Consider the following 19062-nt stretch of genomic DNA (forward strand, 5'->3'; position numbering starts at 1 on the left):
ACGCGGTTTAATGGGGGGCGTCGCGGGAGGCGAGGTCCGGGCGCCTACAAAGCGGAGACCCTGGCCCCTATATTGGCGTTTTCTGTGCGGGGTACCAAGAGCCCTGCTTCAAATCGTGAAGAAAATGAGGAAAGTATGACCGTCGGTTTTGGTGTCGTTGGATGTGGCATGATCGCTAATTTTCACGCTCGAGCCCTCGCGGATGCTGCCGGGGCCGAATTGGTCGCGTGCACAAGTTCGCGGCTTGCGAAAGCTGAAGAATTTGCCAAAGAACATGGTGGCAAACCCTACGATTCGCTGGAAGCGATGTTGGCTGACCCACGTGTCGATGCGATCACGATCTGCACCCCTAGTGGTAGCCACCTGGATCCTGCCGTGGCCGCAGCGGCTGCGGGCAAACATGTGTTTGTCGAAAAGCCGCTTGAAATCACCCTGGAACGCTGCGATCAGATCATTCAAGCCTGCGAGAAAGCGAATGTGAAACTGGGGGTCGCCTTTCAAAGTCGTTTCCATGAATCGTCGCAGATGATGAAAAAAGCGGTCGAGGAAGGCCGTTTTGGAAAGATCACGATGGGGGATGCGTATGTGAAGTGGTACCGCAGCCAAGAGTACTACGACAGCGGAGCTTGGCGTGGGACCTGGGAATTTGATGGCGGCGGTGCATTGATGAACCAGGCCATTCATACGATCGATTTGCTTTCTTGGGTGATGGGCCCGATCGTCGAAATTTCAGCGTTCACCAGCACTTTGGCACATGAACGGATCGAAGTCGAAGACGTCGCAGTCGCCACCCTGCGGTTCGCGAACGGCGCCCTCGGAGTGATCGAAGCGACCACGGCTTCCTATCCCGGCAGCCTGAAACGGATCGAAATCAGTGGCAGTGAAGGGGCGGCGGTCCTGGAAGAAGAAGACATCAAATCGTGGGAATTTGTGAACGCAACGGACGATGACGAGCGAATTCGTACGGAACTTGCCGGCAAGACATCTTCCGGTGGTGGAGCCGCAGACCCGTCAGCCATCGGGCATCACGGACATACCGAACTGTTCAACGATTTTGTACGAGCCATTCAGGAAGACGGGACTCCGGCTGTCTGTGGTAGCGAGGGACGCCGCAGCGTCGAAATTATCCGCGCGATCTACGAATCGGCTAAAACAGGCCGGACGGTGAAATTGAACGCTTAGGTTCGCGTTGGGCTGCATTTATACTTTTTGCCTGCTTTCAATTTCAAAATCCCTCCAAACCTAAACCCCTGAAACTCGATGACGGACCCCAACCAAATCACCGCCACACGCCTTTATCGATCTCCTGATCCAAAAATGCGTTTTTTGCCCGAAGGACCTTACCCGCTTGGGGAAGGACGCTTCAGTTGGGTGTCGATTCAGTTGGGTGGAGATTCGAAGGAGGGGGCGTTGAATGTCCTGGATCTGGAATCGGGAAACCATCGCTCGCATCGGCTTCCCGGCCGTCCAGGTTTTGCGTTCCCATGCGATGACCAAAAGCACTTCATTGTTGGGTGTGAACGCCAAATTGGTTTGTTCAATCCCGTTGATGGAATTTGGAGCCCCCTTGTTGCGGCGATCGATTCGGCTGTCGACAACACCATTGTTAACGATGGAGTCGTCTTCGAAGACAACCTGCTGTTTGGGATGAAGGATCTAGAATTCGCAACCAAAAAAGCTGGATTGTATCTGTTCCGGGGATCGGATCGAAAACTGATTCAGTTGCGTGACGACCAGATCTGCAGTAATGGCAAAGCGGTCGTCCGAGAAGGCGAGAACGTTTGGTTGTATGACATCGATTCGCCGACTCGAGAAATCGTTCGTTACCGTCTGGATATCGAAGCCGGGAAAGTGAGCGAGCGGACCGTTGTTGTCGATCTGACCGCCGACCCTGCGGTTCCCGATGGAATGATTTTGACCCCCGATGGGCAATCCTTGATCGTGGCGATGTTCCATCCTGGTCAGCCCGAATTTGGGCAGACCCGTCAGTATGGGTTGAAAACCGGGCAACTGGAGCGAACTTGGAAGACTCCGGGGTCTCCACAAAATACATGTCCAAATTTGGTCGCCAATCAAGGGAAAGTCTACTTGGTTATCACGACGGCCGCCGAACACATGAGTCCCGAACAACTTGCTGCGGCTCCGGAAGCTGGCAGTTTGTTTGTTGCCGAAACCGATTTTGAATCGACCGGCTCTGTTCCTGAATACCCAACGCCTGCTTTGGACGATCCGGCGATGTAGAACCAGGTGAGAGTACCTGATCGCTGTCTTTACGCTATCGACGTGTCGGCTCTTCGCTCGCGTCGATCGGTTGTTTTATCAGAGCGTTTTAACTTAAGGTTTATCCATTGGCCGCTTCATCGGTTTCTGACAGTGCTACATTTCAGCAGGCAACGCTTCCCAACGGTTTGCGAATTGCAGCGGAGATTGTGCCAGCGGCGTACACCGCTGCGTTCGGCTATTTCGTGCGGAGCGGGGCGAGGGATGAAACCGATTTGGAATCGGGGCTAAGCCATTTCCTCGAACATATGGTCTTCAAAGGGACGGCTCGTCGGACCGCGGCCGAAGTGAACCGGGAACTGGATGAACTGGGGGGCCAATCGAATGCCTATACCAGCGAAGAACAGACGGTTTATTACGGGACGGTGTTGCCAAAATATCAACACCGCAAGGTTGAATTGCTGACCGATTTGATGCGGCCTACTTTGCTGGATGCCGATTTTCAAACCGAACGGATGGTGATTTTGGAAGAGATCGCCAAGTACGAGGATCAGCCTCCGTTTGGGGCGTTTGAACGTTCGATGGAATCCCGCTACGGGCTGAGCGGATTGGGACGTCGAGTCCTAGGGACTACCGAGTCGATTGAAGCGATGACGCCAGAGTTGATGCGAGCTTATTTCGAGCAGCGTTATCAACCGAGCAACATGGTCTTGGCCGCATCGGGGAACGTAGATTTTGACGCTCTGGTTCAGCAGGCAACCGAATTGACGGCGGACTGGCCCACTCTGCCAGTGCCCAGCAAACTGCTCTATCCAGCTCCAGAGCGTTCCCCTGGACCGCTTGAACCGTTGTCGACCAAGCCGGTCGACAATGCATTGGCGTATGTCGTGCGACATGCAAATGCGCCGAATGCGCTTTCGGACGATCGAATCGCGATGCGTTTGCTTTCGACCATCTTGGGCGATGATGGGAGTAGCCGCTTGTTTTGGGAATTGATCGACACGGGAAGAGCCGAAGCGGCTGCAACGTGGACGCAAGAGTTCCTCGACAGTGGGCTGATGTTCTTGTATCTGTCGTGTGCTCCGGAAGACGTCGACAGCAATCTGCGATTGATCGATGAGGTTCTGGAACGCGTGCGTCGTGATGGAGTCGAGAAGGACGAACTAGAGCGTGCGATTCGCAAAACAACCGCGGCGGCGATCATGCAAAGTGAACGCCCCGGAAGTCGGCTCTTTTCGGTGGGGGCAAACTGGTTGACCCGCAACGAGTACGTCGGTCTGGACGAGATCATCGCGCGTTACGAAGCGGTTAGCGTCGATAGCATCCAGCAATTGATCCAAAATTACAGCATGGAAACGATCACCGAAGTCCGTTCGTAAGCACCGGAACCCGGCCCCTTTCTTAGCGGAACGGCGCAAGCCGTCCGGCCTTTTTGCGAGAGGTGGTTGCCGGGCCGGAGCACTCGCGCCCTGCCGCTGCAAACCTGCCCTACGCCTATCCCAACAATTCGGAAAGTTTGTCTCCGATGGTCTGTTGGACTTTTCCTTTAAAAGGCAGGGCCGCCAAGGGGATGTTTCCGTTGACGATGACGCATTCAACATGCACTTCGAGGGCGGATTGGATCTTGAATCCGTAAACACTGAACTGCAACGAAAGAGTGTTCTCGTTCCATTCGCTGGAGAGGTCGCTGACCAATCCAGGGTACTGCTCGTGAATCGAATCTTTCATTTGATCGACCCGTTCCCTTGCATCTTCTTGGCTTAAGCTGTGGGGAACTTCGGTTTTAAAGGCTGGCATAGGAATTTCGCTTGAAGGTTGTTTAAGAATTGGCTGGAGGGGAAACGCTGCTACCCTTTGACCACGATGTTTACCAGACGCCCAGGCACAACAATCGTTTTAACGATTTGTTTTCCAGCCGTTGCTTCTTGGATTTTTTCCAATTCCATCACCTGTGCTTGCAGGTCCTCTTTTTTGATGTCCGCGGCAACGACTAATTTTGTGCGTACCTTGCCATTGATTTGAACCGGAATTTCGACGGTCGTTTCGATCAAGGCCGCTTCGTCCCACTCTGGCCAAGCTTCGTAAGCCAACGTTTTCTTGTTGCCCAAGATCTCCCAAAGTTCCTCTGCGATATGTGGAGCAAACGGCGACAAGAGAAGCACGAAGGACTGCATTGCAGCGCGAGGCCGCTGTTTCTCGCGGGTGAAGAAATTGACGAATTCCATCATGCGCGCGATAGCGGTGTTGAAGCTGAGCGATTCGATATCTTCGCTGACACTTCGAATCGTTTTGTGTAACTGCCGGTTCTGAGCTTCGGTGCATTCCTTGTCGGTGATCGCAGCGGACAATTCAATTTGCTCGGCGTCTTTGTCGACGATCATTCGCCAGCTTCGGTCCAGGAAATTGCGAACTCCGCCGACCCCTGCCATGCTCCACGGTTTGGTGGCTTCCAGCGGGCCCATGAACATTTCGTACAAACGGAGACTGTCCGCACCGTACTCTTTGACGACCACGTCGGGATTCACTACGTTGCCGCGGCTTTTTGACATTTTGAAGGAGCGGCTTTCCACGCGGATTTCCGGTTCGGCGGCCAAGACAAGGTTGTCGCCTTGCTTTTCCACATCGGTATCCTGGACGGAAACCGGATGGACGGGGCTGCCGTCGGGGGCAGTCGGACCTTCTTCACTGCGGCGAACATCTGCGGGCGAAACGTACGCTCCCGCTTCGGTTTGAAAAACGGTCAATTCCGCTTCGCCGAGGATCATCCCCTGGTTGATCAGTTTTTGGAAAGGTTCGTCGCAGTGGACGTGGCCACGGTCGAACAAGACTTTGTGCCAGAATCGCGAATACAACAGGTGCAATACCGCGTGCTCGGCTCCACCCACATACAAGTCGACAGGCATCCAAGCCCGTTCTTTGTCGGGATCGATCAGGCAGGTGTCATTCGTTGGATCGATGTACCGCAAAAAATACCAACAGGAACCAGCCCATTGAGGCATCGTGTTGGTTTCGCGGCGGTAGCGTTTCCCATCCAGTTCGACCTGCAGCCAGCTTTGGTCCGCTTTCTCCAACATCGGTTCCGGCCGGCCGTGTGGCCGAAAGTCTGCCAATTCGGGAAGCTGTACCGGAAGGTCGCCCGTCGGGACGGTCCGTTTGCGACCGGTATCTTTGCCGTCGCTATCGATTTCGTGGAGGACCGGGAAGGGTTCGCCCCAGAATCGTTGGCGGCTGAACAGCCAGTCACGCAGTTTGTAGTTGATGGCGGATTTGCCCAGGCCCGCGGTTTCCAGGTCTTGCGTGACGGTTGCTTTGACTTGCGTTGTTTCCTGGCCGTCAAACGATCCACTGTTGATTGCCAAGCCCGTACCGGCAAAGCAAGCTTTGCCCGCCAAGATGTCTTCGCGGTTCTCTAGATCGGCAGGAGGATCGACAACGGCGATGACGGGTAAAGCGAATTGACGTGCGAATTCGAAATCGCGTTCATCATGGGCGGGGACAGCCATGATGGCTCCCGTGCCGTAGCTGGCCATGACGTAGTCGGCGATCCAGATGGGAACCGGTTTGCCGTTGACCGGATTGATTGCGAAGCTTCCGGTGAAGACGCCGGTTTTCTCCCGTTCGCCTTGTGTCCGTTCACGCTCGCTTTTGAAAGCGGCCGCGTCGCGATACTTCTGGACATCGGCTGCCGCTGCGGGGGTGGTCAGGCGATCGACCGCTGGATGTTCTGGAGCGACCACCATGTAGGTGGCGCCAAACAACGTGTCGGGACGAGTCGTATAGACCCGCAGGGCATCTTCAGCCAGTTCGGTGGGCATTGGTTTGCCTGCACGCGATTTTTTCCAGTCGGCAAAATCGGTTTCTTTCCCGATGAAAAAATCGACTTCGGCACCCGTGCTGCGCCCGATCCAATCTTGTTGGAGCGTTTTGATTCCGCCCGGCCAATCAAGGTTTTCTAAACCCGACAGCAGCCGTTCGGCGTAGGCGGTGATTCGCAACATCCACTGGCGAAGCGGCAGTCGCCGAACGGGGTGTCCCCCTCGCTCGCTTTTTCCGTCGATCACTTCTTCGTTGGCAAGCACGGTTCCCAGGGCGTCGCACCAATTGACAGGGGCTTCCGTTTCGTACGCCAAGCGAAATTCCGCTTGGTAGGTCTCGATTGCCGTTTCGCCGGCGGCTGCAATTTCGGCGGGGATCGGCAATTCACTGATCGGCCGACCTTTGTTTTGTTCGGGATCGAACCAGGTGTCGTAGAGAACCGTGAAAATCCACTGAGTCCAGCGGACGTAGCCCGGATCGGTCGTTGCGATCGCGCGATCCCAGTCGTAACTGAACCCCAACATTTTCAGTTGGCGAGTGAATTCGGCGATGTTTTTTTCGGTTTGGATTCGGGGATGTTCTCCCGTCTTGATCGCATGTTCTTCAGCTGGCAGCCCAAAGGCATCAAAACCCATTGGGTGCAGAACCGTTTCACCCTTCATACGTGCGAACCGAGAAACGATATCGGTTGCCGTGTATCCTTCGGGGTGGCCTACATGAAGTCCCTCGCCGCTGGGGTAAGGGAACATGTCCAAAACATAGCGTTTGGTGGGCCCAGGCGATTCGGGAGTCGCAAAGGTGCGATTCTGTTCCCAGTAGGCCTGCCAGCGAGGTTCGATTTCTGAGGGGGTGTAACGGGGCATGGGGCTATTGTTGGGATTAGGATGAAGATTCGAGCGAGAGTATTTTAATCGTCGAAGGCCGTTTGGGGCAGCCGACCAAAAGGCTGTTCTATAGGGGCAAAAGGCGTGCTAGAATCGGCGTTTAAGGGCTGAGACGCGAAGCACTCAAAAATCCATGCGAAAACATGGGCAAAAATGAGGGTGGTTTTTTGGGGCTGGATCCTGGCCAACGGATTTTTAACAATACGCACTACCGCCAGCTGGCAGGTCATGGTTTCGCCGTTGCGACGTGACACCTGTACGAGAACTAATCGAATGCTGAGAAAACGAAACAAACTACAACTGACCGCTGCCCAACGGGATTCCATGCGGAAAGCAGGACGCTTTAACGCGGATTTGCTGGATTATCTTCGACCCTTTATTACCGCCGGTGTTACCACCGGCTCGATCGACGATCGAGTCTGCGAGTATACCCAGAAGCATGGGCATCGGGCGGCGACGCTCGGCTATCAGGGGTATCCCAAGTCTTGCTGTACAAGCATTAACGACGTGATTTGCCACGGGATTCCCAACGAATATGTCCTCCAGGATGGGGATATCGTGAATGTCGATTTGACCAGTGTCGTGGATGGCTGGTTCGGGGATCAAAGCGAAACCTTTTTGATTGGCGAAGTTTCCGACGAAGCTCGTGCCGTGACGCAGTGCTCCTTCGATTGCCTTTACATGGCCATCGAAGCTCTGGAACCTGGGTGCCCGGTAAGTGTGATCGGTGAAACCGTTGTGCGTGAGGCTCAGGCCCGCGGATTTTCAGTGGTGCGCGAATATGTGGGGCACGGGCTGGGGCGTGCCTTTCACCAAGATCCTTCGATTCCTCATTTTCCCAATCGCCAAAGCCGAATCGATCGGTTGTTGCCCGGAATCTGTTTTACCGTCGAGCCGATGATCAACGCCGGGACGCGGTATGCCAAACCTGTCGATAAGGCGGATGGCTGGACCGTTCGCACCAAAGACGGAAAATTGTCCGCTCAGTTCGAGCATTCGGTCTTGATGACCGAAACCGGCCCAGAGATTCTGACGTTGACGCAAGATGGTCCCCGTCGAGGGCATCGGTTCTAAGGTTTGGCGTTCTTGAAATGTGTGCTCGGATGAAAGCGGGCACGCAATAGGTTAGGAACAACGTCCCTGTCGTAGCTGCACTCGCCATCGCGTGGGCAGGCCGGCGATTCGGCACAAATCGATTTTACGTTATTTGGGCGAGACTAACGGATTGCCAAAACGACAAAAAAACCCCGCCACAATCGTGACGGGGTTTTCTGGGATCTTCATTCCATCGGACAATCTATCACTACCAAGTGTACTCGGCTCCGAACGTGAACCCTTGAAGGACAAGAGGATCGTAGCTGACCGGAGCGTTGGCGTTGCTTACTTGTGGAGTCAGCAGCAAGTTGCGGCTTTCGGTCAAGTTCATGCCTCCGCCGATTTCGTCGACAGCAAGGATGTAGTAGGAGGACCGGAACGCCCATGAGTGGCTCAAGCGATAGACGATCGCCGTGTTCAGTTCCAGCATTCCTGTCGTTTCCGAGCTTCCGATAAAGTCACCGCGAGATCCAGCGGTTGCACCTGCTCCGATGTTGCTGCCGGTTGCGTAGATGTTGCGATTCACGTCATTTTCTAGGACCCCAAGCTTAAGCTCCGATCCGATGCTGACGCCAGCCATTAGGTTCCACCAAAGGTCTCCACCAATCTGGACACCAAACAGGTCGTTTTTGGTGCTGTTGGTCAAGTTCAGGTAGCGTGGGGTTCCTCCGACGTTTCCTGTCGATGTGAATGTCAGTGCTTCATCCAAGCGAATGTAGCGAAGTCCTGCAAGCCACGATCCTTGCAATCGCCCGGTCGCACCGGCTGTCCGCTGGCGGTAGTTAATTTCCCCACTGTGGAAATTCGCTTCCCCAGAAATGCCCTGCCGGGATGCATTGTCGGAATCTGCATAGCCACCAACGGGGTTCGTGCCGTAGAAGCTGATGAACGAGAACAGGTTTAAGGGGGGGGCGGTAGTGGCGTTCACTGCGGAACTATCTTCCCACTTGTTGCCGCCCATGTAGGTCAGTTCAAGATTGCTTCCGACGCCCAAGATAATGGCTCCGGACAGACGGATCCCTGCTTCGATGTCCTCCAAGTCGGCAGCACTGCTATACAACGCTGGCGTTCCTGCGGCACCAAAAGTGGAAAGTAGCGACGATGGGTTTTGAGTGTTCCGCTTAAGGAAGGTCGCTTCGGCAGAGAAGTCAAACCAACGTGGAGCGTTGGGTCCGGCTTCACCGTAGGGCATTAGCATGCCGAGCAAGCCCGCGATGTGCCCATGTCGGAGGCGTCCGTTTCCGAGCAGCCCCATGCCGCCACAGCTACCGCAGCCACAGCCGCCGCCATGACCCATCATGCCGTATCCCATGGGGCCTTGCCCCATCATGCCAGGGCCGCCGCCACGCATGCGATCCAAAATGCCGCCGCTTCCGACCGGGCCGGAGCTGCAGCGGTTGCAACCGTATCCAAGGCAATCACAGCCGGATGCGTCGCATCCCGAGCTGCCGTTGAAGCCGGCGGGAGAAACTCCCTGGCCTCCTGGCATTCCCATTCCGCCTGCCTGCATCACTCCCATCGGAGGACCGGGCATCGCGGAATACATCGCGGGCATGACGCCCGGTGTGCCTACAGGGGGCATCCCCCGAGGTGTTAAGTAACCGCTGGCACCGTAATCGGCGTCGGCGGCAGGCGGCATCGGCGGTGCGGCAACAGCGAAGGTCGCTACTGCCAACGTGGCCGCCAAAGTCAGAACGGTGCGAGACCATTGAATTATTTTAGGCATTAGGAATGTCTCCGCGGCCCCCCGGCCGCTGCTGCTTGTCCGAATGGCGAAGACGGAGACATACTGATTAGGTCAGTACGCCGTGATTCAGCTTGTATACGGATGGTGCACACAAACGAAACCACGGTCGCTCGACCGCAGTCAAGCGACTCCCCCCTGGCATAGTTTTTCTGCGATTCCCGAAACCCTACCGGATTTAACGGAGTCCTTGCGAACTCCGTTCCACCAACCGGTACGATCGCACGAATCGCTCCCGACGGAATTATCGGCATGATCGGACCTAATGTTTTGTGAATTCCGGTGGTTCCTGCCAGGAAAACTTTGCCGGTCGTACGCAATGGATCGTTCGTGCCGACATTGCACCCCGCAATTCGTTACGATTAGTTGGTCTGACCTACCTCTTTCGAGGCGAGGAAAAAACACGAATGACTGCCAACTTCGAATCGATCGCTCAGCTGATGGAGCGGCTTGGGCCGCCGCCGCAGGCCATTATGGATGACTGGATCGCGCAGCTCACCGCGGGATCAAGCTTCCACGAAGAGGCCACCGACGGCGATTTTGGACTGCGAGACGTCGCCACGCGGTATGCGGTCGATCGACAAAATCGCTTGGTGCGAATGGAAGATTCCCCTCAGTCTTCAGCCAGCGGAAACCTATGGCAATCACCTGATGCCGTCAACGAATCGCGGGAAGTTGTCGTGACGACCGCTCGGTCGCCTGCCGGGCGTGTCAGAGCGAATCGAGGACGGAGGGTTGCTCGCTTTCGGCGTGGTGCGATCCCGCTTGCCGGTCTGGGCTGTGTGGGGGCGTTGGTCGGCTGGGGGATTTTCGCTAAGTCTTCTGGGACCTCCGGTTCGGACGTGGTCGAAAAAAGTAAACCTGCCGAGAAAAGCAAACCTGTCGCACAAGCGATGCCCAACGTCCTCGATGCGAACGCTCGTTTGCACTCGTCGCAGGGCCGAGGGGACGCGTTTTCTCTTTTTAAGCCTGAACCTGAGGGCTTTGTCCTTGGAGATCAGGGGGAGCAGGAACTGGAAGAGATCGACCATGACAACGGGGATGGATTGGCTGTGAGTGGAGCGAAGCCCGTCGTGAGCCTACAAGGGATTCCTGAACGCTTGCAGCCGGCCGCGATGGTTGATGCAGCGGTGGAGGAACTTCGGCAGGAGGACTATGACGCGTTGCCCGGCCAAGAGGTTCGAACGGCAAACCAGGCGGATTCAGAAGCCCCGGCGACTGGGGATTCGCCGGTCCATCCCTCTTCACCGCAGCTTGAAATCGATCCGTTGGTATTTGAATTTTATGAACATGACCAACGAAAGGCTTGGCACTTAGGGACGGCACCACCAGCCGAACGAACGCAGCTAGGTTTCTCGTTTGTGCTTCCCGCGGATATCGATTTGATCTGGGTAATGCCTCCCGAAAACGATTCCCAACGTGCGTCGATGTTCGTGGTTCAGTTGACGTCTGCAGATAACCGTGAAGTCGCGATCCAGCTTCGCTATGACCTTCGCATTGCGAAGCGACTGACCTGTCGGCGGAGGCTTTATGCAAGGTTGGATCCGCAGCTCCCCTGGTTTCCGCTTGAGGCTCCCAAGTTCAGCGAATGGATGCACCAACAATTCTTTCAGCAGAAGCAGCAAGGGATTTTGTTGGCCGCAATGGAACGTCGGTATGCGGATGCTGATTCCTCGACACGTCGTCAACTGCGCCCGCAACGCGATGCACTGCGACAATCGATCGAGCAGGTCGAATCGGTTCTCGAACGTTCCAGTCAGCTCTCACACTTGCTTGATTCGCTTGCTGCACCAGCATCGATGGACCTCAGGCTTCAGGTTCGGTCACCGGAAAAAAACGAGATCCTCTTAAGTTCTCGCGGCGCCGATTTTTTGCCTGAGCGAGATCTGCCCGATGGTTACCATGTGGTTCGATTTGAAGAAGAACCACGTGACGTTCCGCGGGAGAATCCGAAGTGAAGCAGGCAGTCGTACACCGACGAGTCATCAAGCTGGGAGGGAGTTTGCTCGCTGCGCCCGACTTGGTGTCGCGAATTCAAAGCTGGCTGAATAGACAGCCGAAAGCTAACGAAAACCTGTGGATCATCGGTGGCGGAGAAATCGTGGAAGGTCTTCGGGTGTACGATCAAATTCACCTGCTTGATCCGGTTGCGATGCATTGGCGTTGTGTGCGCCAGATGCGGTCAACGTTCGAGATCCTCGCCGAATTGTTTCCTGCTTGGACGCAAATTACCAGCGAAGCTGAATTTAGTGCGGCTTGCAGTCGGGGGCGGTTTGCACCGCAAACATTGATCGCGGCCGACACATTCTTTACGCCGGCCAACGACGGTCATCTGCCAGCAGACTGGACGACGACCAGTGATTCCATCGCAGCTTTCTTGGCACAGCAGACCGATGCGGAGGAGCTTGTGTTGCTGAAATCGTGTGAGATTTCGGCCCAAGCGACGATCGCTGAATTGGTTGCCAACGGGACGATCGATCAGGCTTTCTTGTTCGCATCCAAAGGGCTTCCCTTGGTCCGAGCCGAAGCATTAGAGGGCTAGGAGTCGCCACGTTAACGCTTGGGAGAGAGGGGAGTCGCTGGCTCTTGCACTGGAGGCTGGCGATTCGATTGGTAAGAAATGCGGGCGAGCAAAACGGAACCTCTTGCGGCCGCGGGGCGGTTTTCCGGTGCCAGCTGCTTTCTTAGCGCCCGCGGCACGAGCCGCCTGCTGATTTAGTGATGGTCCCCTTTCGCTCGGAACGTGAAATTTATCACTGACGATTTCAACCCTGCCCATCCGAGTCTGGGTGCAGTGCTTTTAACCCAGCGGAGGGGGGGGTAAGTGAAGAAAGTCTGGCTCCCCTCGCCCTCAAAACAAGCTCGCTTAAAAAAAGTTTGATACTGAATCAACGGTTTGCCAGCTAATGCAATTAAGTACGATTCAAAGGCTTGTTTTGGGGGAGAGGGGCAGGGGGAGAGGGGCCGACAGCGTTGGGCAAGGCGTGGCATAATCGCTTGAAATCCGAGGCTTTCACCGCGTCTTCGCTGCAAAATCGCCGCCTGGAAATCTCCCCCTCTCCCCCAGCCCTTCTCCCCCAAGCAAGCTTCACTAAATCAAGTAAAGAGGCAGAGATCACGTAACGAGCTAGCAGAGATTTCTTCCGCACCAAAGAGCTCGCTTAGGGGCGAGGGGAGCTAGACTTTCTTCATTTATATATCTGCCGCCCTCCGCCCTCCGGGCCCTGCTTCGCGATCGGTGAAACCTGCATGACCGCAGGCTACGCTTCGGCGATCTTTTGCAGCAGCGTTTGTCTTAGCTGGCCGGGATTGATGTTGGGATTGATCTTTTTTGCTTGCCCGATCAAGGACCCGATAGCTTGCGGTTTTCCGCCCTGCACGTCTTCGATGACCTGCGGATTTGCGGCCAGCAATTGATCGCAGATGGTGTCCAGTTCGTTATCATCCACCGCTTCAATGCCGAGCGATTTTGTCGCTTCGGCTACGGTCCCGCCGTTGGCGAGGAGGTGCTGGAAAACGTCCCTGGCTCGGTTGTTGTCCAGTTTGCCCGCTTGGACTTCTCCTAGCAATTCGCCCAGCGTTTCCGCTTGGATGGGGAAATCTTCCAGGTCGATTTGCTGTTCTTTCAGGGTCCGCATGACATCTTGCTGGATCCATGAGCTGACGCGTTTGGGAGCCTTGGCGATGCCTGCTGCGGTTTCGAAAAATCCGACCATCGCAGGGCCTTGGTTTACCAGCACATCGGCGTCGTAGGGGGCAAGGCCGTGTTGGGTTTGGAATCGTTCGCGGGTTTCGGCGGGCAGTTCACCCATCGCTTGGCGAACGGCTTCGACCTGTTCCTTGGGGATTTGCACCGGTAGCAAATCGGGGTCTGGGAAATAGCGGTAATCGGCGGATTCTTCTTTTTCCCGCTGTACAAACGTGGTTTCGGTGGCGTCATTCCAGCCGAAGGTGCGTTTGCCCATCGTTTCAATCGTGATGCCCGTATCTTCCCATTCTTGGTATTGGCGAATGGCTTCGAATTCGATCGCCCGTTCGACAGCTCGGAAGCTGTTCATGTTCTTGACTTCGACGATCGGCGTCGCAATCCGCTGGTTGTCTTTATCGATGTGCAGGTTCACATTTGCGTCGACGCGCAAGCTGCCTTCCTGCATTTCGCAGTCAGAAACTTTTAGGTGTCTGAGCAGCAAACGTAGTTCGGTTAGATAGTTTTTCGCTTCAGCGGCGGAACGCAGTTCTGGTTTGCTGACGATTTCTAGCAGCGGAGTACCGCAGCGATTCAAGTCGATCCGCGTAAAGTCACGCCCCGAGGTTTCGTCGTGCATGCTCTTGCCGGCGTCCTCTTCCAGATGTGCTCGGAAGAGTCCGATTCGTCTGGTTTCCTCGTCATTTTCCGGGTCGGTAATGTCAAGGTAACCTTCGGCACAGATCGGCAGATCGAATTGGCTGATCTGGTATCCCTTGGGAAGGTCGGGATAGAAGTATTGCTTGCGATCCCATTTCGTCAGAGGCGGGATCGTGCAGTTTAGGGCTAACCCCGTGACGATTGCTAAGGAGATCGCCTCTTCGTTCAAGACCGGCAGGGCTCCGGGCAAGCCGAGGCAGACCGGGCAGACCTGCGTGTTGGGGGCGGCTCCGAATTGGGCGCTGCACCTGCAGAACAATTTCGTTTGCGTTTTCAGTTGGGCATGGACTTCCAGCCCGATCACAATCTTGTGGGGAAAACGTCCGTCATCTAATCGCTCGCTCACGCCACGGGTCTCCGGCGATGATGGGTGGTAGCCTGTTGGAACATGGCTCCTGCACGGAACAACGTTGATTCTTTTAGTGGTGGAGCCTGCAATTGGACGCCCAGTGGCAGTCCGCTTTCGGTGGTTCCCGCAGGAAGCGAGAGGGCGGGGATGCCGGCTAGGTTGGCTCCGACGGTAAACAGGTCGCAGAGGTACATTTGCAACGGGTCTTCCATCTTGTCGCCAAGTGGGAAGGCGGCCGATGGAGTGACCGGGCTAAGCAGGGCGTCGACTTTTTCAAAAGCCGCGTCATAGTCGCCACGGATCAGTCGTCGGACTCGCAGCGATTTGGCGTAATACTTTGCCGAATACCCTTCGCTAAGGGCATACGTCCCCAGCATGATTCGTCGCTTCACTTCGTCGCCAAAGCCTTCGCTGCGTGATTTGCAGTAGGTGGCGACCAGGGGGCCGTCTTTTTTTGCGGCCGCTTCATCGATTTCGGCGCGGTGTCCGTAGTGTGCACCGTCATAGCGAGACAGGTTACTGCTCGCTTCGCAGGGGGCGATGATGTAGTAGGTTGGGACCCAGTACTTACTGTGAGCAAATTCAACATCGACCAGCGTCGCACCGGCGTCGCGGTAAACATCGATTGCTGCCGCCACGGCGGATCGAGCATCGGGATCGAGGCCCGGGTCATCCAGTTGCCCACGCATGACTCCGATTCGCATCCCCTTCACGTCGGGTTTGGCTGCGGCCGCGGAATAATCCTCGACCGGAGCATCTAGCGAAGTCGAATCGCGAGGGTCAAAGCCAGCGATATGGTCTAGTAGTAGTGCCGTATCCGCAACGTCCCAGCCGAGCGGGCCGACTTGGTCCAGGCTGCTTGCGAAGGCAACCAAACCGAATCGGCTGACACGACCGTAGGTTGGTTTCAGGCCTGTGACGCCGCAAAAGGCGGCGGGCTGTCGAATGGAACCGCCGGTATCGCTTCCCAGGCTGAGAGGCACATTTTGAGCGGCGACGACGGCGGCGGCCCCTCCACTGCTTCCGCCTGGGGTGCGGGTCAAATCCCAAGGATTTCGGGTGACACCAAAGGCACTGTTTTCCGTACTGGCACCCATCGCAAACTCGTCCATGTTGGTTTTGCCGACCAACAGGGCGTCTGCGGATCGCAATTTTGCGACCACGGTTGCATCATACGGGGGATGAAAGTCCTTCAGCATCTTTGACGAACAGGTCGTCGGCATGTCTGCCGTGCAGAGGACATCCTTGATGGCGATGGGGATCCCAGCCAAAGGGCCAAGGGATTCGCCAGCGACGCGTCGGCGGTCGATGTCTGCGGCTTGGGCAAGCAGCGATTCGGTCGCAAGGTGCGTAAAAGCCGATACGGTCGGTTCTGTGGTGGCCGTCCGGTCTAGGGTCGCCTGAGCGACTTCAGCAGCGGACACTTCACGGCTCTGCAACATTTGTTGCAGGCGTGCAGCCGAATCGAGCGGGATCGTCATATTGTCGAAATCAAGAGGGCGGCAGAACGGGAGGGACGAGAAAACACTCGTCGTCGGCCAATGGAGCGTTGGCCAAGGCCGCTTCACGAGAGAGACTAGGAGCCGGTTCGTCAGCCATCCAGCGATTGGAAACATCCAACGCGGTTGTCATCGGTTCGACTTCGTCCGTATTCAATTCCGCCAACTGTTCAACGAACCCGAGGATTCGTTCCAGTTGAGGACCTAGCCTTTGGACTTCCTGGTCGGTTAGTTCTAACCGAGCCAGGTGCGCAACTTTGCGAATGTCGTCGTCAGAAAATGCCATGGCGGTAAGATTGCCGATCGGTTTCTGGACGGTTATTTCTTGGCAGGTTTCTTGTCACCAAGCTCAAATGGCTTGACGTGAACTTTCTTGCGAACTGCTCCACTGCGGATGCAGGACGTGCAGACACGTACCGATTTGTTTTCACCACTTGGCGTGGTGATGTGGACTTTTTGCAAGTTCGGTACGAACTTTCGGCGAGTAATACCAGTGATTTTGGTACCGACTCCACCTAGGTATTTGGCTTTACCACGTGTTTCGACGCGGTTGCCCATTTGGACTTTCTTGCCACAGGCTTCGCATTGACGGGCCATCACTCTACTCCGACGTTATTCTAAAACGATATGCGTAATTTATGCGTTTTTTAGCAAGCCCGAGAGTATATCGCGAAGATCTGCGAACACAACCTCGGTTGGGACCACAATTTTTCTTTCTCTTTTTACTCCAGTCCGACCAGGAAAGGGCCGATACCCCCTACAGCTCTCCTAATCGTCACAAGCGACCGGGGAGCGAAAGATTCCCGGGGGGGAACCACAATTGATTCTCATTGATACTTTGGTGCCCCATGCGATTTCACTCCGCATTCTTCCCGATTTCTGTGCTTGCAGCGGTACTCTGTGCCGGTTGTTCTCTGACCGGCTCCAGTTCCACTGGGGCCCTTTCCGAACGGGTGCAGCCGACCGAAGGTGCTTTGGTGGCGTTAAGTGCCCCGGCCAGCGAAGAAGTCTTTCGCAAAATCAAACAAGCGAAAGCTCAGAACTCTATCGTTTTGCAGGTCGCCGGTGACGACGAGCCGGTTCGGGTTCTGCCGCTCCCGCCGGAAGGTCAGACCGTGCATGTCAGCACTCTGCTGGATCAGACGGGAGTCCGGTCGGCCATCAAGCATATGCGGGTTCGGGTCTATCGAAGTGAAACCGGAGACTGGAACTGCCCGCCGATGGAAGTTGCTTTTGATGGCAAGCAAGTTCGGCCGGAAAACGACTATGCCTTGCACCCCGGTGACCGAATTGAAGTCCAAGCGGACAAGACGGGGGTCCTGGATAATTTCATAGGGTCGCTCATCCCACTAAATACACGCCGAGCCCTTGGTGGCTAGGCACTGTGAATTGGAAGCGTGAATGAGCCGGTGGAACCCGCCCGCGAGGCAGATATGTAACTGCCTTGCGGGCGAATGGCTCCTTCTCTGGCTGGTCATCCAAGCAGACCAGCGGTGCTTCATGGAAGTGAAATACAGATGCTCAGCCTTCGTAGGCTGATGATGGAGATTGGAAGCGTGAATGAGCCGGTGGAACCCGCCCGCGAGGCAGATATGTAACTGCCTCGCGGGCGAATGGCTCCTTCTCTGGTTGGTCACACAACCAGACCAGCAGTGCTTTTGCGAAATGAAATACAGATACTCAGCCTTCGTTGGCTGGTGATGGAGATTGGAAGCGTGAATGAGCCGGTGGAACCCGCCCGCGAGGCAGATATGTAACTGCCTCGCGGGCGAATGGCTCTTTCTTGGATAGGCGTAATCATACCTGCTGTCGTGCCACCGACTAACGAATTACCCACAGTTATTTGCTCGGGATGATTTTCTTAGCGGAACGGCGCGAGCCGTCCGGCCTTTTCGCGAGAGGTGGTTGCCGGGCCGGACGGCTCGCGCCGTTCCGCTAAGAATGCGTACCGCCAATATCGTTTCCAGGGCGGTGGCCGGACGGCTTGCGCCGTTCCGCTAAGAATTTATACGGCCTATATCGCTCTAGATCTGGAAATTTAATTCGGGATCGTGGGATTCGGCCGACGCGGCACCACGTACTCGCAGTTGCGGTTTTTCCAATGTTACCGTGGTATAGGGTGACACGGTCTTGGTAATCCAGACGCTTGATCCGATCACGCTGTCGTGACCGACAACGGTCCGTCCACCCAAGATTGTGGCATTGGCGTAAACCACCACACGGTCTTCGATCGTAGGATGCCGCTTGGTGCCTCGGATCAATTGACCATCGGCATCGGTCGGAAAACTGAGGGCCCCGAGCGTGACACCTTGGTAAAGTTTCACATGGGCTCCGATTTCGCAGGTTTCGCCAATCACCACTCCGGTGCCGTGATCGATGAAAAAGTGATTTCCAACGGTCGCACCTGGGTGAATATCGATTCCTGTTGTTTTGTGAGCCCATTCCGTCATCATTCGAGGAATGAATGGGACTCCAAGCTGCAGCAATTCGTGGGCGATACGGAAGACCGTGATCGCTTCGAATCCGGGATAGCAAAAGACAATCTCGTCGGTCGTGTGGCAGGCTGGGTCGCCGTCAAAAGCGGCCTGCACATCGGTCGATAGGACTTTGCGTAGTTCCGGAATTCGCCGCAGCAATTCAATCGCCATCGCCTGCCCCTTGGCTTCGAAGTCGATATCGCTTTCGCAGTCATTGTGACTATTGCGAACTCGATCATCGTGCCGGAGGGCTCGAGCGATTTGCGTTGTCAGCGAATCATGTAGTTGGTCGATTAAACCTCCGACATGATATTGAATGTTCCCCGAATGCAGGCCGACTTTGCGGCGGTATCCAGGGTAAAGAATGTCCTTTAGGTCGGACAGGATTTCGATGACCGCTTCGTAGCTGGGAAGCGGACAGTGCCCTAAATGGTTAATGACGTCGTCGGGGGTGTAGGTTTCCACGATCTTTTCGGTCAGATCGGGTAACTGCTGCTTCAAACGGAAATCAGAAGCCATCGACGGACATCCTTCGGTAATCTAAGTGTGTCAAACCAGGAACACTGCGTAGCC

Annotated in this window: 15 protein-coding genes; 7 read left to right on the forward strand and 8 right to left on the reverse strand. The window is 55.6% G+C overall.

What is annotated here, in order from left to right; genetic code table 11:
- Positions 1-135 precede the first annotated feature (135 nt).
- From FF011L_RS08300 to FF011L_RS08310, 3 genes are all read left to right on the forward strand, one after another.
- Positions 136-1182, forward strand: a complete 1047-nt coding sequence (locus FF011L_RS08300) for a Gfo/Idh/MocA family protein (RefSeq protein WP_145351164.1) — start codon at positions 136-138, stop codon at positions 1180-1182.
- A 78-nt stretch (positions 1183-1260) separates the two neighbouring features.
- Entirely contained in the window at positions 1261-2241 is a 981-nt protein-coding gene (locus FF011L_RS08305) for an SMP-30/gluconolactonase/LRE family protein (RefSeq protein ID WP_145351165.1), read from the forward strand.
- Between the two features lie 107 nt (positions 2242-2348).
- Positions 2349-3599 carry a M16 family metallopeptidase gene (locus tag FF011L_RS08310; protein ID WP_145351166.1) on the forward strand — a complete coding sequence of 417 codons (1251 nt, stop codon included), beginning with the start codon at positions 2349-2351 and terminating at the stop codon, positions 3597-3599.
- Positions 3600-3714: 115 nt separating this feature from the next.
- On the opposite strand, the gene FF011L_RS08315 is transcribed toward FF011L_RS08310, so the two are convergent.
- Positions 3715-4017: a polyhydroxyalkanoic acid system family protein gene (locus tag FF011L_RS08315; protein ID WP_145351167.1), complete on the reverse strand. Its 303-nt coding sequence runs from the start codon at positions 4015-4017 to the stop codon at positions 3715-3717.
- A 50-nt stretch (positions 4018-4067) separates the two neighbouring features.
- Positions 4068-6899, reverse strand: a complete 2832-nt coding sequence (gene leuS / locus FF011L_RS08320; protein ID WP_145351168.1) for a leucine--tRNA ligase — start codon at positions 6897-6899, stop codon at positions 4068-4070.
- A gap of 294 nt (positions 6900-7193) precedes the next feature.
- Here leuS and map point away from each other — a divergent pair, with 294 nt between their 5' ends.
- Positions 7194-7994 carry a type I methionyl aminopeptidase gene (gene map, locus FF011L_RS08325; RefSeq protein ID WP_145351169.1) on the forward strand — a complete coding sequence of 267 codons (801 nt, stop codon included), beginning with the start codon at positions 7194-7196 and terminating at the stop codon, positions 7992-7994.
- A 229-nt stretch (positions 7995-8223) separates the two neighbouring features.
- Here the strand turns inward: map and FF011L_RS08330 are convergent, their stop codons facing one another.
- Positions 8224-9741, reverse strand: coding sequence for a hypothetical protein (locus FF011L_RS08330; protein ID WP_145351170.1), 1518 nt, complete (start codon positions 9739-9741; stop codon positions 8224-8226).
- A gap of 425 nt (positions 9742-10166) precedes the next feature.
- Here FF011L_RS08330 and FF011L_RS08335 point away from each other — a divergent pair, with 425 nt between their 5' ends.
- Together FF011L_RS08335 and FF011L_RS08340 are read left to right on the forward strand one after the other, a co-directional pair.
- Positions 10167-11717: a hypothetical protein gene (locus FF011L_RS08335; protein ID WP_145351171.1), complete on the forward strand. Its 1551-nt coding sequence runs from the start codon at positions 10167-10169 to the stop codon at positions 11715-11717.
- Entirely contained in the window at positions 11714-12301 is a 588-nt protein-coding gene (locus tag FF011L_RS08340; RefSeq protein WP_145351172.1) for an amino acid kinase family protein, read from the forward strand. Before FF011L_RS08335 ends, FF011L_RS08340 begins: the two co-directional genes overlap by 4 nt.
- A 718-nt stretch (positions 12302-13019) precedes the next feature.
- Here FF011L_RS08340 and gatB read toward each other — a convergent pair.
- From gatB to rpmB, 4 genes are read right to left on the reverse strand one after another with little or no spacing between them, the layout of a single operon-like run.
- A complete protein-coding gene (gatB, locus tag FF011L_RS08345; protein ID WP_145351173.1) occupies positions 13020-14510 on the reverse strand; it encodes an Asp-tRNA(Asn)/Glu-tRNA(Gln) amidotransferase subunit GatB in 1491 nt (496 codons plus the stop codon).
- Positions 14507-15994, reverse strand: coding sequence for an Asp-tRNA(Asn)/Glu-tRNA(Gln) amidotransferase subunit GatA (gene gatA, locus FF011L_RS08350; protein WP_145351174.1), 1488 nt, complete (start codon positions 15992-15994; stop codon positions 14507-14509). Before gatA ends, gatB begins: the two co-directional genes overlap by 4 nt.
- Before the next feature lie 10 nt (positions 15995-16004).
- Positions 16005-16298 carry an Asp-tRNA(Asn)/Glu-tRNA(Gln) amidotransferase subunit GatC gene (gene gatC, locus FF011L_RS08355; RefSeq protein WP_145351175.1) on the reverse strand — a complete coding sequence of 98 codons (294 nt, stop codon included), beginning with the start codon at positions 16296-16298 and terminating at the stop codon, positions 16005-16007.
- Between the two features lie 32 nt (positions 16299-16330).
- A complete protein-coding gene (rpmB, locus tag FF011L_RS08360; RefSeq protein WP_145351176.1) occupies positions 16331-16609 on the reverse strand; it encodes a 50S ribosomal protein L28 in 279 nt (92 codons plus the stop codon).
- A gap of 251 nt (positions 16610-16860) precedes the next feature.
- On the opposite strand from rpmB, the gene FF011L_RS08365 reads away from it, so the two are divergent.
- The gene (locus FF011L_RS08365) at positions 16861-17391 is read left to right on the forward strand and encodes a hypothetical protein (RefSeq protein WP_145351177.1); all 531 of its coding nucleotides are present in this window, start codon (positions 16861-16863) and stop codon (positions 17389-17391) included.
- 645 nt (positions 17392-18036) lie between these two features.
- Here the strand turns inward: FF011L_RS08365 and FF011L_RS08370 are convergent.
- A complete protein-coding gene (locus FF011L_RS08370) occupies positions 18037-19008 on the reverse strand; it encodes a serine O-acetyltransferase (RefSeq protein WP_145351178.1) in 972 nt (323 codons plus the stop codon).
- Between the last annotated feature and the right edge of the window lie 54 nt (positions 19009-19062).

Source organism: Roseimaritima multifibrata, assembly GCF_007741495.1.
GTDB lineage: Bacteria > Planctomycetota > Planctomycetia > Pirellulales > Pirellulaceae > Roseimaritima > Roseimaritima multifibrata.

Bases quoted from the DNA above. Each gene is read 5' to 3' on its own strand.
- FF011L_RS08365 (WP_145351177.1), top strand. From the start codon at position 16,861: ATGCGATTTCACTCCGCATTCTTCCCGATTTCTGTGCTTGCAGCGGTA.
- leuS (WP_145351168.1), bottom strand. From the start codon at position 6,899: ATGCCCCGTTACACCCCCTCAGAAATCGAACCTCGCTGGCAGGCCTAC.
- FF011L_RS08315 (WP_145351167.1), bottom strand. From the start codon at position 4,017: ATGCCAGCCTTTAAAACCGAAGTTCCCCACAGCTTAAGCCAAGAAGAT.
- FF011L_RS08335 (WP_145351171.1), top strand. From the start codon at position 10,167: ATGACTGCCAACTTCGAATCGATCGCTCAGCTGATGGAGCGGCTTGGG.
- FF011L_RS08300 (WP_145351164.1), top strand. From the start codon at position 136: ATGACCGTCGGTTTTGGTGTCGTTGGATGTGGCATGATCGCTAATTTT.
- gatC (WP_145351175.1), bottom strand. From the start codon at position 16,298: ATGGCATTTTCTGACGACGACATTCGCAAAGTTGCGCACCTGGCTCGG.
- gatA (WP_145351174.1), bottom strand. From the start codon at position 15,994: ATGACGATCCCGCTCGATTCGGCTGCACGCCTGCAACAAATGTTGCAG.
- FF011L_RS08305 (WP_145351165.1), top strand. From the start codon at position 1,261: ATGACGGACCCCAACCAAATCACCGCCACACGCCTTTATCGATCTCCT.
- rpmB (WP_145351176.1), bottom strand. From the start codon at position 16,609: ATGGCCCGTCAATGCGAAGCCTGTGGCAAGAAAGTCCAAATGGGCAAC.
- FF011L_RS08330 (WP_145351170.1), bottom strand. From the start codon at position 9,741: ATGCCTAAAATAATTCAATGGTCTCGCACCGTTCTGACTTTGGCGGCC.
- FF011L_RS08370 (WP_145351178.1), bottom strand. From the start codon at position 19,008: ATGGCTTCTGATTTCCGTTTGAAGCAGCAGTTACCCGATCTGACCGAA.
- map (WP_145351169.1), top strand. From the start codon at position 7,194: ATGCTGAGAAAACGAAACAAACTACAACTGACCGCTGCCCAACGGGAT.